Raw genomic sequence first — 13,692 nt, 5'->3', positions numbered from 1 at the left:
AAGCGAGAATATGCTACAATTTGTGGTAGGAAAAACTTGTAATCATCAATAGGGGRGTAATGGCATGTACAAATTTAAAGATTATTACCACAACACTGTACAATTATCGTTTGAACGTTACCCATTTTCTCCTGAGCCAAAGCATGTTTGGGTTGTATGCCGGTACGGGGATCAATGGTTATTAACGCATCATTTACGCCGTGGTCTTGAATTTCCAGGTGGTAAAGTAGAACTCGGGGAAACACCGGAAGAAGCGGCAGTTCGAGAAGTTCATGAGGAAACCGGCGGCATAGTTTCTGATTTAACTTACTTAGGGCAATACAAAGTATCCGGAAAAGACAAAATAATCATTAAAAACATTTATTTTGCAACAATTAGTGCGGTAGAGCAGCATACGCATTACGAAGAAACGAAAGGGTCTGTTTTATTAAAAGACATTCCTGATAATATTAAAACTGATAGAAAATTTAGCTTTATTATGCGCGATGATGTATTAGCGCGTACGATGAAACATATAGAAGAAATCGGCTGTTTTACGAAGTAAAATGGCCGGTTTCTTTTTTTGATTAAATACCCAAAAAAGGTGTGAATATATCTTTACTTTTAGGGAGGCATTTGGGAATGAAAGTATCCACTTACTATTGTCACTTTTTGTCGGTAAATCGATATATTTCAAAAATCGCCGATATATTTTGAGTTGCGGTCGATATATTTCAAAAATCGCTGATATATTTTGAGTTGCGGTCGATATATTCGAAAAATCGCTGATATAATTTATTTACTATTGTATTGTTTTTACCTTCAGCTCTAAAAACGAAAGAACCTCCAACAAATCATCCACCACACGTGAATGTTCAAAGTCACCCCAAAATAAATCTCTCTTCCAAACGCCAAGAATCCCTACTTGTTCAGAACCAAGCACATCGTTTTCTGGATGATCTCCAACGTAAAGACATTCTTCTGCTTTAACATTTAGTTTATGCAAGGCTCGTTTGAAAATCTCGGGGTGTGGTTTTTTAATTCCTTCTGCTTCTGAAACGAGAACTGTATTTGTATACGTATGTATGTTTAAGGCGCGAAGGTTGTTCATTTGAAAATCAGTAAAGCCGTTTGTAATAATACCGATTTTAATGTTTTGCTGCGTTAGTTGCTGAAGTAGTTCATGCATGCTTGGGAAGGGAATGCAGTGATGTTGAAAGTTTGTAATGTAGTCATGCAGCAGTTGTTCTGATGTTAAAGTGGTAATGCCGTATTCAGAAAGAAGAGAATCGTATACTTTATCTTTCCACGTATATCCATTATTATCGAGTTCAAGAAAACGAGAGCAATACTCGGCTTGTTCTATGTTTATAAAATGAAGAGAAAAGCGATTGTATTGGTCGTGAATAAATCGTACTAAAGATTGACGACGATCTAATAGTGTCCCGTCCAAATCAAATAACACCGCATGAATCATATGTAACCTCCTCAAAGTTTTTATAAATAATTATCGCATATTTGTGAAAAAATGATTATCATATTTTTGTAGACTGTAACGACGGAGGTTCATATGAAAGAACTGTATGGGAAATTAGTTTGTTTTATACTTTCAATTGGCTTAGTAGCTGGATGTGATATGGCGGAAAAAACTTTGCAAAGAGAGAAAAAAGATGTGTGCGAAACGACAGAAGAATGCACACAAATAGGTGATAAAACGCTTCAAAAAGTATATAAAAAGATAGATGGACTTTCAGAACTTGAAGTACTAGAGGATTATGATTTAGAAGGACATTCAAATAACGATATGAAAGAAGCGGAAATAAAAAAAGAGGATGATGAAAATTATTTCTTTTTAGCTTCTTATTATATTGATGGTGATGAAATTGTAGATCCTTATTTCGATAAACTAGATCGCAAACGATTGAATAAGGCTTTTGCGGAGGATAAGGACGCGAAAGAAGAAGTATTAAAGCAACGTCAAGATAGGGATTATCATGAATCGTTATGGGAGATGTACAGCACTCTTATTCCAGTTAAGTATCGCACTGACATAAAAGAGTTTGACATGATAACAGATGGATACGACGGAATTGTCGCCCACGTTATGCCGAGTATGGAGTATCCGAAAGAGTGGACCATTAGTTTAGATACGCTTGATTCAGCAGTAAATATCGATCAAGTGATGAAAACATTAATACATGAGACGGCTCACGTATTGACGCTGGGACATAAACAAATACCAGTAAATGAAAAGTACTTAAAGGCTTTTGAAGAAGATAAAGATATTTCATCATACCAAAATAAATGTAAATCTCTTTTCTTAAAAGAAGGATGTGCGAAGGAGAGCTCTTATATAAATCAATTTTATAATTTGTTCTGGAAACCAATTGACCAGGAGTGGACAGAAAAGAAAGTGGAAGAAAGCGAAGAAGCTCAAATTGAATTTTTTAAGGAAAAGCATGGTGAGTTTGTTTCACTGTATGGAACGACAAATGTAGCGGAAGATATCGCAGATACATTTACAGCGTTTATATTACAAGATTCAAAAAAGGTGAAAGAAGGAACAGAATTAAAATATAAAAAAATTGCCTTCTTCTATCAATTCCCCGAGCTTGTAAAAATGAGAGCGGAAGTGTTAGCTGGATTATATGATATTTCAAGGGATATAGAGCAGTCATAGTTTAGTGTTAATTATTTGTTGGTAAGTCAATAAAATTGGATTTATGTTCGATATATTTTTGGTCGATCAAATGAAAACGCGAGGACGTTCTGTTCTTTGCGTTTCTTCATGTTGATAAAATTGAAAATTCTGTCTTTTTTAAAAAAGAAGAAGGAACTGAATCATTAAAAGAGAATTAGTATAAAAACGTCACAAATTAGACACAATTATAATGCGCATAGTATAGGGGCTATAAGTTTACTCTCGAGGAGGTAATGAAACGTATGAAAACGATTCTTGCTGTTGCTGGTCTCATTTGGGTAATGTCTCACGGTTTTCCGATTTTTGAAGGGGAGCAAATTCGTAGTGCATTAAATAAAGAGTTTAATGATTATCATATTATTGATCGAAAAGATAATGTCGTTACGGTGCGTGTGAAAGATTGTTTCCATACAGTTACGGTTGCTAATGGGAATGTTACAGACGATTCGAAAATGTGTGATAAAAGGTAACAGAAAGAAGCTGACTCTAGCGTATCGCTCTAAGTCAGCTTTTTTTTCGTTTTCCAATAAGGAGTTTTTCAAATGCCTCGACAAATACATACATAAGAGTTGCGAGGACGCAAGTGAGCAATACACTGAGTAAGACGAGTGTGAAGTTAAAGACTTGGAATCCGTAGCTAATTAAATAGCCAAGTCCTTGTTTAGAAACGAGGAGTTCCCCGAAAATAACACCGACCCATGATAAGCCAACGTTCACTTTTAACGTTGAAATAATTGCAGGGAAAGATGAAGGGAGAATAACGTGCTTATAGCATTGCCATTTATTTGCGCCAAATGTGTCCATGACCTTAATATAGTTGGAATCGACTTCTTGAAATGCGCTGTAAATCACGAGAATAGTAATGATGATGGAGATGATTACCCCCATTGCGATAGAGGATGAAATATTTGGACCGAAAATAACAATGATGATTGGACCGAGTGCAACTTTTGGCATTGCATTTAGGACGACGAGATAAGGATCAAGTACGCGGGCCAAAAGTGGCATCCACCAAAGGAAAGTAGCAATAATAGCTCCGAGTACAGTTCCGAGAATGAAGCCTACTCCTGTTTCAAGTAATGTCGTCCATATGTGAATCCAAATTGAACCGTCAATCCATTTTGTTAAAAAGAGATCCCAAATACTTGAAGGAGAGCTAAAGAGTAAAGGGTCAATCCATTCTTTTTTACTAGCTATTTCCCATAGTGCAAAGAAAAGAACAAGAAGTACAAGTTGTAAAGAGCGAGCTAACCATGCATGTTGTCTTTCTTTTTTTCGAAACTGCTCATGCAGTTGTTTTATATTATCCAAGTCGTTCCAGCTCCTTCCATATTTCTTGGAAGAGGGATGGGAAGTCATGGTGGTGGCGTGCTTCTAATGGCGATAAGGAACGGATATTTTCTGGGACGATGAACGTTTTTGCAATTTTTCCAGGGTTCGCCTGCAGCAAATAAATACGATCACTCATCGCAATTGCTTCTTCAATATCATGTGTCACAAGTAGGGATGTTTTCTTATAGTTACGTAGTAATGTAAAGACGAGATCTTCTAGTTTTAATTTTGTTTGATAATCAAGAGCGGAAAATGGTTCATCTAGCAATAAAATTTTTGGATCGGTCGCTAATGTTCGAACGAGGGCAGCACGTTGGCGCATACCACCGGATAGTTCACGTGGGTATTGCTGTTCTATATCATATAGGCCGACTTGTTTTAAAAGCTTTAATGTATGTTCTTTCGTATTTTCATCATAAATCTTTCGAATATGAAGTCCGAGCATAATATTTTCTTCAATTGTTTTCCATGGAAACAAGTAATCTTGCTGGAGCATATAGCCCATAGAGGGGGTCTTAGTTGTAATCGGTTCACCATCTAAAAATACGATACCTTCAATTGGATCAAGTAGTCCCGCGATGATGGAGAGGAGCGTTGTTTTTCCGCAACCACTCGGACCAAGGATTGAAATGAATTCCCCTTCTTCTACGTGCAAACTCATATCTTCAAGAATAAGTTTCGCATTTTCTTTTGCAAAAAAGCAGTGAGAAACGTTACGTATTTGTAAAAAGCTCATACACTTCGCCTCTATTTCTTAATAACGCTTTCGGCAATTTTTGTATTGACGAGCGCTTCATGTGGAACTTCTTTTTGTAATTCACCAGCTTCTTTCATAATCGTTTGGAGCTGTTTCCATTCTGCATCATCTAATAATGGATTTGTTGCATATGAATGTTGTTTTTTGTAGCGCTCAATTACTTTTACTGAAATGTCTTTTGAAGTGTCTTTAAATAGTGGTGAAACGGCATCGGCAATCTCTTCTGGACTATGTGTATCAACCCATTGCTGCGCTTTATATAGTGCACGCGTGAATTTTTCTGCAGCAGCTTTATCTTTCTTTAAGAAACTTTCTTTTGCCATAAACGTTGTATAAGGAACAGTACCAGATTCAGCTCCGAAAGACGCGACGATATAACCTTTTCCTTCTTTTTCAAGTATACTTGCAGTCGGTTCAAAGAGCTGTACAAATTCTCCTGTACCAGATGCAAAGGCATTTGCAATATTAGCAAACTCGATATTTTGAATTAAGTTCGTATCTTTGTGAGGGTCAATGCCATTTTTCTTTAAAACGTATTCTCCAACCATTTGCGGCATGCCGCCTTTACGCTGTCCTAAAAATGTAACGCCTTTTACGTCGTTCCAATTAAAAGAATTTACTTTTTTACGTGAAACTAAAAATGTGCCATCTGTTTGTGTAAGCTGCGCAAAATTAATGACAGGATCTTTTGCTCCTTGTTGATGAACATAAATCGACGTTTCTGAACCAACGAGCGCAATATCAATTCCGCCAGATAAAAGGGCGGTCATCGTTTTATCTCCGCCAGCTGTTGTTTGTAAGTCAATATTTAAACCTTCATCTTTAAAAAATCCTTTTTCAATTCCAACATATAATGGTGCGTAGAAAAGAGAGTGGGTAACTTCGCCAACGCGAATTTTTTGCGCTTGTTCTTTCGTACTTTCCTTTGTACTACTACAAGCAGCGAATGTGAAAACAGCTAGTAACATGATGCAAAAAACGGTTATTAATTTTTTCACTATATGACACCTCCTAGAAGTCAATCTACAAGCATAATATGTAGGTAAGTGCCCATATGTGAGGATATATAGCAGGAATTTTTTGGGTAGTAAAGAAGTACAAATATAAGGGGTGATAAAATGGATTACGAATACGATGATAGCGTACATTTACATCTTGATTATTTCGGAACTGAATGTGATATGGAATCGATTGCCTATAAGAGGAAGCATGAAGACGTGTGGGATGTGTATTTTAATTTCGGAGTATACGGTATTCAAAAAGATGATGTAGGGGCAGGAATGTTTATGGACGAATATGCCGGTTATTACGTTTTTTCTGTACATGCTCGTGATTTGAGCTGGGAATTTGGAAGTGCTCAGTTTGAGGAATGGGTCTTGAAGAACCATATAGTAGAAAGAACGCTTCAAAAATAGGGAGGAATTTCGTGATTTGATTTCTCATATTATTGTTTATTTGCCTAAATGGAATTTACATCATGCAAGTGCTCACTTACCGATTTGCAAAGAAAAATATTCATAAATACAAAAGATTGAAATTGGTTCATATGTGGTTAGATATGACTATGAAAAAGGATCCGAGATTAGATTTTTTGATTTTATCTTTATAGTAATCGTAAGTATCATATGGAAAATATGGATGCTTCCTCTTATATAGTAAACATGCTAATCATTTCATCATTTTTCCCGTTCATAATAAATAACGAAAAGAACCTGTGAGGGTTAATCAAGACCTAAATTGTAAAAAGTCATAAAAAATAAAGTGCGATACATATTRGWCATGWCYAATATGTATCGCACTTTTACTTCATGTTCAACAATCGCCCCGATTGTTGAACAAGTAAGGGTATCGCCAGCATTTCGGAAAAAAACGCGCTAAGCAAAAAATACAATAAGCCGCCCATATGGACAGCTCATTTACATAATTATCGTTATCAGAAGTAAAATTTAACTCGAAAATATCTAATTTTATCAGTTGTTGAATGTCTGAAAAAAATCAAACCAATGATATTGTTGAGATCTTTTGGTAACTTCTTGCTGTGATGACTATCATAGTGACTTTTTCTCCAGCAAGCACTATTAGTGGCTAATTACCATAAGGACTTATTTTTGAAATTTGCTATTTTTTAGAAAGTATGTTAATTTAAGAAAGACCTATTTTTGTTCGGTTTGAGATTAAGAATAAATTTTGTTTTTCGTCTAAGGTATTTGAGCAAGGGTAGTAACATATGTGTGGGTATCCATACTAGGAGGCAACAATTATGGAACAAGGTAAAGTAAAATGGTTTAATGCAGACAAAGGTTTTGGATTCATCGAGCGTGAAGATGGAGAAGACGTATTCGTACATTTCTCAGCTATCCAAATCGACGGTTTCAAATCTTTAGACGAAGGACAAAGTGTAACGTTTGAAGTAGAAAAAGGACAACGTGGCCTACAAGCTACTAATGTTCAAAAAGCTTAATATTAGCTGATGAAAGACCCTCTTGTAGGGTCTTTTTTTTGATTTTGTTACAATATTCCAAATGCAACTTTTTTAAGGGGATTTGGGGTGCTTAACTTTTAATGAAAAAGAAGATGTTAGAAATCATAATTTTAGCATTATGGGCTTTTTCTTTTAGTTATCTTGCAATTATATTAGGAATACCAAAAAACGGATTATATATAGTCGTAGGATTTCCAATCTTATTTGTTGGTGGACTTTTGATTGTGCATCTATTTCAAAATAAGAATGAAAATGGAAAATAACTTTGTTTGATTGTATATATCATACACGTCTAGTTAACATAATGACCTATTATCGGTAGCAAGAAAAAGGCGGATTCCTACTCTTACAAGGAGTCCGCCTTTTTCTTTTTATATGACGCTATACATCTTTTTATACATTTCTATTCTAGCGCGCCTTTTGGCTTCCCCATGGTTCCCTATGTCTTCCGATTTTTTGTATAAAATCTTGCATGCTCTTAGCGTGGTTTTTTTCCGAAATGCTGGCGGTACCCCATCGCTATCAAGCTAAGCTTATGCAAAGTCAATTTTAGGCGAGATTGTTTCTTTTTTCTAAAGGGCAAGTGTAGGTRATTKAAAGATTTGCATACGAAATAAACCCTAAYGGGTTTCACTTTTTTGAATTAAGCGGCTTGATTATCAGACAKGGTACAATTGTAAACGACACCTAATATATCAAAGACCGTTTTTTTCTCATATCGATGAGATTTCCGYCCGTTTTGCTGTAGRAGATTGAACAGRCGAAGTAACACCTTTGATAGCTCTTGGGTGTYTTTYTGWATAGTTTGGAATAGAAGAAGAAAATAGTCTTTAATCATATATATWGCTTTATACTCACTAAGCTCTCGTTTTTTCTTCATGAGGAGCAATTGGCGCATTTGAAACATGATAGAAGAACAGAGTAGAATGGCAATCAATTGACCATATAAATGGCACTCCAATCGTTCTGGTTTTATCTTTTTACAATGATGGATTTGAAAGAATGACTTCCACGTTTTAAATAAAATTTCGATTTGCCAACGCAAAGAATACCAGTCATGTACCTGTCCCATCGGGAAGTTGAAAGGCAGTTGAATCTAGGATACGAATACGCTTGAAAATAGAAGCGTATGGAGAAGTGAGCATCTTAGTTGAAGATAACTTTTGATTGAGAAGTTCGGCTAACACTTGTTGTAGAAATTGCACGGCTGTGGCATTAAATCGTTGATTCAGTCCTTCAGGACTGATGAGCACTTCTGTTGATGCTTCTAAACAGCTACATAAATGAGTTAAAGAGGTTTTAGCGACATTTTGACTGATCCATACACATAAAGCGACTAAATCTTTTGCTTGGTACTTACTGGTTCTTTGTACAAAACCAACATTTCTAGCAAGATCTCGTAAGAAATTTGGAGATAAAAAGTTTTGAATCTCTTGAGCAAATAGTTGTAATTCATCCGATACAGAAATAGACATACAAAAAACGCCATCCTTTCCTATGATTCTACAGAAAGGATAACGCCTTTTTTGCTTTAGAGGTAGTGCAAAAACTTAGCTTTATAGCGATGGAACAGAATCCCTATAAAGATTTTTAATGTAATAAAATACGTTTATGTTACTATTGGATATTTCATCTCCTATTCCTTTGCTAAATGCCATTTAATGATATGTCCAGCGTGTGTAAGACCTCCTCCAAACCCATAGAGTAAGAGAGTGTCCCCTTTTTTCACCTTTCCTTCATTCATACCTATGTCTAATGCTAATGGAATGGAGACAGAAGAAGTATTTCCCATGTATGTTACACTTGTTAACGTTTTATCCAGTGGGAAACCTGATTTTTCACATATAGATTCAATCATTCGTAAATTAGCACTATGTGGAACAAACCAGTTCACCTCTTCCAGTTGTAACTCTGCTTGACATAACAATTCTTTAATACCAATTGGTAGTGTCCGTGCTGCCCACTTATATACTTCTCTTCCATTTTGAACTATCTTCCCATGTGTTCTTAAAGGATTTCCAAACATGGTAGTAGATAAATTTTTACGATATACATGCATGCCTCCTTCCCCATTTGTCCCAATATGGGTAGCTATAAAGCTAGACTCTTCTTCATCTTTCTCTACTAAAACAGCTGCGGCTCCATCTCCAAATAAGATACATGTAGTTCGATCTGTATAGTCTGTAATCTTAGATAAGGTTTCTGTCGTTACAATTAAAATCTTGCGATGAAGGCCAGATGTAATTAAACCATTCGCCAGATGTAATCCATATGTAAAACCAGCACAAGTCGCATTGAAATCAACAGCACCTGTATGTTGAATATTAAAATACTCTTGTATTTGGCAGGCTACACTTGGAAAAGTGTAGTCAGGCGTAGTTGTTGAAACGAGAATACAATCCACGTCGACAAGACTTTTATGATAACGTTCCACTAAGTTTTCAATAGCTTTAAAAGCTAATGTAGAGGCATATTCGTTATCACCAGTAATTCTTCTTTCCTTCATCCCAGTTCTTTGTACAATCCATGCATCATTTGTATCTACTAATTTTTCTAAATCATCATTGGTCAGCTTTTTTTCAGGTACATAGGTACCAATAGCTGTAATTCTTGCTTTTGATTGCATACATTTATCCCCCTTTACTATTTTCATGCTTAGTTATATAATCAAATAATAGTACTAGGTACTAATTATTGTCAATATTCGAACATTTTATTTCTGGAAATTAAACTAACTAAAATATCTAGCTATGGTATAAAGGAGAGACATTCATGTTCAATATTCAACAAATTGAAGAAATTATTCCCCATCGTTATCCCCTTTTATTAATTGATCGGATCATTGAAGTAGAAGAAGGAAAGCGTGCAGTTTAGATCCAAAATGTTGTAACTAATGAAGGATTTTTTACCAGTCATTTTTTCTGACTATTCAGTCATAACCAGCGTCCTTATTGTAGATGCCCTTTTAACATGAATAAATAAGTAGAAGTTTATTGAAAAATTTTCTGGAGAAGAACAATGCTAAAACCCTGTATTGATGTAGAAAAAAAGAAATTCAGAATAATGTAAAGGGAGAAGAGTGATGATTGATATTTTAAAGATTTTTGCGGCCTTAGTTTTGGGATACCTTTTAGGAAGCCTTAATACAGCGGTGATTGTAGGGAAAATATACGGCAAGGACATAAGAAGCCATGGAAGCAAAAGCGCCGGGCTTACCAATACTCTGAGGGTACTTGGGAAATCTGCTGCGGTGTTTGTTCTTGCGGGAGATATATTAAAAGGGGTAATTGCCTGTTATATAGGCTTGTTCCTTAGCGTTTACTTTTATTCGGGAGAGGCTAAAGATTGCGTAAGCCTTTTAGCGGCGGGCGCAGGGGCGGTTATAGGGCATAACTGGCCGGTATATTTTGGGTTTAAAGGTGGCAAGGGAGCACTTACAGCAGTGGCTGTACTGTTTATGGTTGACTGGGTTATGGCCCTTTTATGCCTTGGCTTTTTTGTGATAATAGTAGCTTTAACCCGTTATGTCTCTTTAGGTACAATATGTGCTACATTGCTTGTTGCGGTCATTTCATTTATTCCTGTTTTTGGGAATACCTTATATTTTTATATATTTGCATTCCTAATGGCGTTTATGGTTATTTTCAGGCATATGGAAAATATACAAAGGCTGCTTTTAGGAACAGAAAATAAACTTGTTTTTCCACAGCGTTGAGCATGTCTTCAAAATAGAAAAAATTGGGATTAGTTAACCGTTTAAGGAGGACGGCAACGATTCTTTACTTTTGGAGCCACTCAAGAAAAATGTACTTTATAATCCTATTTTTGGTATATCTCCTACCTTAGTAGCAATAAAGGGTTAATATAAGTCATCACATCATGCGTAAATATTAACGTACACATTGAATAGAAGAAATCAAAAAATACGTTATCCTTTCCTATGATTCTACAGAAAGAATAGCGTATTTTTTATTTTAGGGGGGTATTTTGTTTTGTTAGCTTGATAGCGATGGGGTAGAGTCAGGAAAATGCGCATTTACAACGATAAGCATTTTGATACAAGTCTTATGAGACATTATGAAGTCTAATTTAAAGGTGATTTGATTATGTACCAATAGGCTTTACTCTATTGAGATTGTGAAGTTTCCTACTTAAACTAACGGGGCAGGTTAGTTTGATAAGGTGATATTTGGATTAAGATAGATATAAGTAGAAAAATTAATAACAAGGGGTGATTTTTTGGAGGGAAATATTGGGAATGTAGATTTTTTAAAACAAGTAGTAAAAAGACTTTGCAACTAATAAAATAATAAGGTTTACTTCAGTAAAATAAGGTATAGTATATTTGTTGAATAGATTCTCTTTAAAGACAAGAAAAGTAGGTGAACAAAGTGGGAAAATATCAATTGGATTACAAAGGTCAGGCAGCTGTGGCAAAGTTTCATGAAAAACAGACGCCTGCCAAATTTGATAAAAAGCAGCAACTTGAAAAATTGCGTGCGGAGTATTTGAAAAAGAAGCAAAAACAAACAGATAAATAATATGTTACGTTTTTCTCGATTTTCTGTATATGGTGCAAACACAAGAAAATAGGTAAGTTATTCATCGTTCAAATATATACAGGCTATTTTTTCAAACCTCTTACTTATGCAACTAACGCATGCGTTAGTTCATTAAGAATAACTAAAGAAGTCGATTCCTTGAGATGGAAATCGGCTTTTTTAATAAGTGACATTTCCTTAGCGTCAGGAAAATGCGGATTTACAACGTTAAGGAGTTTACAATATTAAAAAGTCCAATTTCTCGGTATTAAGAAATTGGACTTTTTTCGTTACTTCGGAAAGGCGCCCTTTTATTGAATAAGAATTTTCTTTAAATCGCAGCGTGAATGCTGTGTTATATGACGTACCCGATTTCTTCGAGTTACTTTACACTGCTTTTCTGTTTCAATTTTCACTTCAGTAATGTATATTTCATTAAAAGCTTTTTATAAAACATCACTTACTTATTTATTACCGAGTTGTTCCGCCAAACCGATTAGAAGTCCTTCGGTTCCACGAATGTAGCAGAGACGATACGAGTCCTCGTACTGAACAACTTCGCCAACGAGCTGAGCACCATACTTAGTAATAAGTCTGGATACCATTTCGTCAATGTCTTCAACGGTGAACATGACGCGTAGATAACCGAGGGCGTTTACAGGAGCAGTCCGGTGATCTGCTATAGTAGGTGGGGTGAGAAATCGCGAAAGTTCAATTCGGCTGTGGCCATCTGGGGTAACCATCACAGCAATCTCTACGCACTGAGAACCGAGTCCCGTTACATGGCCAGCCCATTCACCTTCGACAGTGGCTCGCCCTTCGAGGTTCAAGCCAATCTCCTCGAAGAAAGAGATTGCGTCATCAAGGGATTCTACAACAATGCCGACGTTGTCCATTCTTAGTAATTTGTTTTTTGCCATAGTTTTATCTCCTTATGTGTAAAAATTTATTATCTGATCATCTTCATAATTATTCTGTTACAAATTCCTTCCAAACAAAAAACACTTTGTCGCAATTCATGATAACAAAGAAAAGTCACAGTATAGGAAAATGTGAAATTGGGTTTTCGGGTATGTCATATAGCATCTTGTTAACGAACAACACTTCGTAAACCCTCTACTATTGGAATATTCGCGAACCTTATTTCGTGAATGCCATCATGTTCAAATAGTTTCAAAAATTCGATACCGTAGTTGCTATACGATAAAACAACTTCGACTTCCCCACAAAATATTCCTGCCCTGTACTCCATTAAATGGTCCTTTAAGGAATAAGGAATGATTATTTGTTCCCTTCCGATTTCGTTCAATTGCTGAAATTGCCTTGAAGGATTTTTAGAAGAGAATAAATTCCCGTTTGAGCTGGTTTTTACTAATAAGAAAAGGGATACGAACTTTTTTAACGTGTTAATTACTAATAGTGATGATATAACTACACTTATGAAGTATTTCTTCCAATCAGCACAAGATTCCCTCTATACGGTATTAAGTTATTCAGCGGGCTGTAAGATTATCAGCAATAATACTGGGGAGATTGGATTAAAGGCTGATAGTTTCTATCCAAGCTTTTCATTTATGTATGATGCGCAAGAATTATTTGTTATTGGTGGGGAAGAAAAGTGGTCAGATATCCATTATATAAAAAGATTTTTCCATCTTGAGCAGATTACAGATGAGCTAACTATTGATTTAAGAAAATGAATTTAATGATGATGTGTGTTTTAATTATATAAGTCTTGGATCTAAGGAATTAAAGTTAGTTGAGCAACTTTGTGTAGCGGAAGGATTATGTGTATGTCACACCACACTAAAGACCGAAAGTGATAAAGTGTTGTGTAAATAACTAATTTGGATGACTTGAATGTATAAACCTAAAAACTTTCCTTTATGGAGAGCTTTTT

General features: G+C 35.6%; 14 protein-coding genes and 3 pseudogenes. 10 read left to right on the top strand and 7 right to left on the bottom strand.

Going from position 1 to position 13,692, the window contains the following annotated elements:
• The first annotated feature begins 64 nt into the window (after positions 1–64).
• Positions 65–544 (top strand): antimutator 8-oxo-(dGTP/GTP)ase, encoded by a 480-nt coding sequence (gene mutTA, locus AC1DTM_RS00520; RefSeq protein ID WP_002015736.1) that lies wholly within the window; start codon positions 65–67, stop codon positions 542–544.
• A 237-nt stretch (positions 545–781) separates the two neighbouring features.
• Here mutTA and AC1DTM_RS00515 read toward each other — a convergent pair whose 3' ends face one another.
• On the bottom strand, positions 782–1,456 hold the full coding sequence (locus AC1DTM_RS00515; RefSeq protein WP_088099598.1) for an HAD family hydrolase: 675 nt from the start codon (positions 1,454–1,456) through the stop codon (positions 782–784).
• Between the two features lie 93 nt (positions 1,457–1,549).
• Between AC1DTM_RS00515 and AC1DTM_RS00510 the strand changes: the two genes are divergently transcribed.
• Positions 1,550–2,659 (top strand): hypothetical protein, encoded by a 1,110-nt coding sequence (locus AC1DTM_RS00510; protein ID WP_088099597.1) that lies wholly within the window; start codon positions 1,550–1,552, stop codon positions 2,657–2,659.
• A gap of 263 nt (positions 2,660–2,922) precedes the next feature.
• On the top strand, positions 2,923–3,150 hold the full coding sequence (locus AC1DTM_RS00505) for a hypothetical protein (RefSeq protein ID WP_002089142.1): 228 nt from the start codon (positions 2,923–2,925) through the stop codon (positions 3,148–3,150).
• A gap of 34 nt (positions 3,151–3,184) precedes the next feature.
• On the opposite strand, the gene AC1DTM_RS00500 is transcribed toward AC1DTM_RS00505, so the two are convergent.
• From AC1DTM_RS00500 to AC1DTM_RS00490, 3 genes are read right to left on the bottom strand one after another with little or no spacing between them, the layout of a single operon-like run.
• Positions 3,185–3,991: an ABC transporter permease gene (locus tag AC1DTM_RS00500; RefSeq protein ID WP_078173924.1), complete on the bottom strand. Its 807-nt coding sequence runs from the start codon at positions 3,989–3,991 to the stop codon at positions 3,185–3,187.
• Positions 3,984–4,748, bottom strand: a complete 765-nt coding sequence (locus tag AC1DTM_RS00495; protein WP_088099595.1) for an ABC transporter ATP-binding protein — start codon at positions 4,746–4,748, stop codon at positions 3,984–3,986. Before AC1DTM_RS00495 ends, AC1DTM_RS00500 begins: the two co-directional genes overlap by 8 nt.
• A gap of 11 nt (positions 4,749–4,759) precedes the next feature.
• Entirely contained in the window at positions 4,760–5,767 is a 1,008-nt protein-coding gene (locus tag AC1DTM_RS00490) for an ABC transporter substrate-binding protein (RefSeq protein WP_133059536.1), read from the bottom strand.
• A gap of 120 nt (positions 5,768–5,887) precedes the next feature.
• Here AC1DTM_RS00490 and AC1DTM_RS00485 point away from each other — a divergent pair, with 120 nt between their 5' ends.
• The 3 genes from AC1DTM_RS00485 to AC1DTM_RS00475 all read left to right on the top strand — a co-directional run bounded on the left by AC1DTM_RS00485 (position 5,888) and on the right by AC1DTM_RS00475 (position 7,514).
• On the top strand, positions 5,888–6,184 hold the full coding sequence (locus AC1DTM_RS00485) for a DUF3986 family protein (RefSeq protein WP_002112440.1): 297 nt from the start codon (positions 5,888–5,890) through the stop codon (positions 6,182–6,184).
• An 845-nt stretch (positions 6,185–7,029) separates the two neighbouring features.
• Positions 7,030–7,230 carry a cold-shock protein gene (locus AC1DTM_RS00480; protein ID WP_002160121.1) on the top strand — a complete coding sequence of 67 codons (201 nt, stop codon included), beginning with the start codon at positions 7,030–7,032 and terminating at the stop codon, positions 7,228–7,230.
• A gap of 101 nt (positions 7,231–7,331) precedes the next feature.
• On the top strand, positions 7,332–7,514 hold the full coding sequence (locus tag AC1DTM_RS00475) for a hypothetical protein (RefSeq protein WP_033714597.1): 183 nt from the start codon (positions 7,332–7,334) through the stop codon (positions 7,512–7,514).
• A 380-nt stretch (positions 7,515–7,894) separates the two neighbouring features.
• Here AC1DTM_RS00475 and AC1DTM_RS00470 read toward each other — a convergent pair.
• Positions 7,895–8,726: pseudogene (locus tag AC1DTM_RS00470) on the bottom strand (transposase).
• 161 nt (positions 8,727–8,887) lie between these two features.
• On the bottom strand, positions 8,888–9,877 hold the full coding sequence (locus tag AC1DTM_RS00465; protein WP_070144492.1) for a ketoacyl-ACP synthase III: 990 nt from the start codon (positions 9,875–9,877) through the stop codon (positions 8,888–8,890).
• A 146-nt stretch (positions 9,878–10,023) separates the two neighbouring features.
• Between AC1DTM_RS00465 and AC1DTM_RS00460 the strand changes: the two are divergent.
• The 3 genes and pseudogenes from AC1DTM_RS00460 to AC1DTM_RS00450 all read left to right on the top strand — a co-directional run.
• Positions 10,024–10,216 (top strand): annotated as a pseudogene (locus tag AC1DTM_RS00460) (hotdog family protein); the annotation flags it as partial.
• A gap of 117 nt (positions 10,217–10,333) precedes the next feature.
• Entirely contained in the window at positions 10,334–10,966 is a 633-nt protein-coding gene (plsY, locus tag AC1DTM_RS00455; RefSeq protein WP_088098756.1) for a glycerol-3-phosphate 1-O-acyltransferase PlsY, read from the top strand.
• Positions 10,967–11,642: 676 nt separating this feature from the next.
• Positions 11,643–11,792 (top strand): hypothetical protein, encoded by a 150-nt coding sequence (locus tag AC1DTM_RS00450; protein ID WP_002069316.1) that lies wholly within the window; start codon positions 11,643–11,645, stop codon positions 11,790–11,792.
• Positions 11,793–12,256: 464 nt separating this feature from the next.
• Here AC1DTM_RS00450 and AC1DTM_RS00445 read toward each other — a convergent pair whose 3' ends face one another.
• On the bottom strand, positions 12,257–12,712 hold the full coding sequence (locus AC1DTM_RS00445; protein WP_002159053.1) for a VOC family protein: 456 nt from the start codon (positions 12,710–12,712) through the stop codon (positions 12,257–12,259).
• Positions 12,713–13,114: 402 nt separating this feature from the next.
• On the opposite strand from AC1DTM_RS00445, the pseudogene AC1DTM_RS00440 reads away from it, so the two are divergent.
• Positions 13,115–13,492: pseudogene (locus AC1DTM_RS00440) on the top strand (hypothetical protein); the annotation flags it as partial.
• Positions 13,493–13,692: the final 200 nt, after the last annotated feature.

The sequence above is a fragment of the Bacillus sp. P4_D3 genome, from assembly GCF_056401855.1.
Note: the sequence above shows the minus strand (reverse complement) of the source record. Positions and strands in the feature narration are given on the sequence as shown.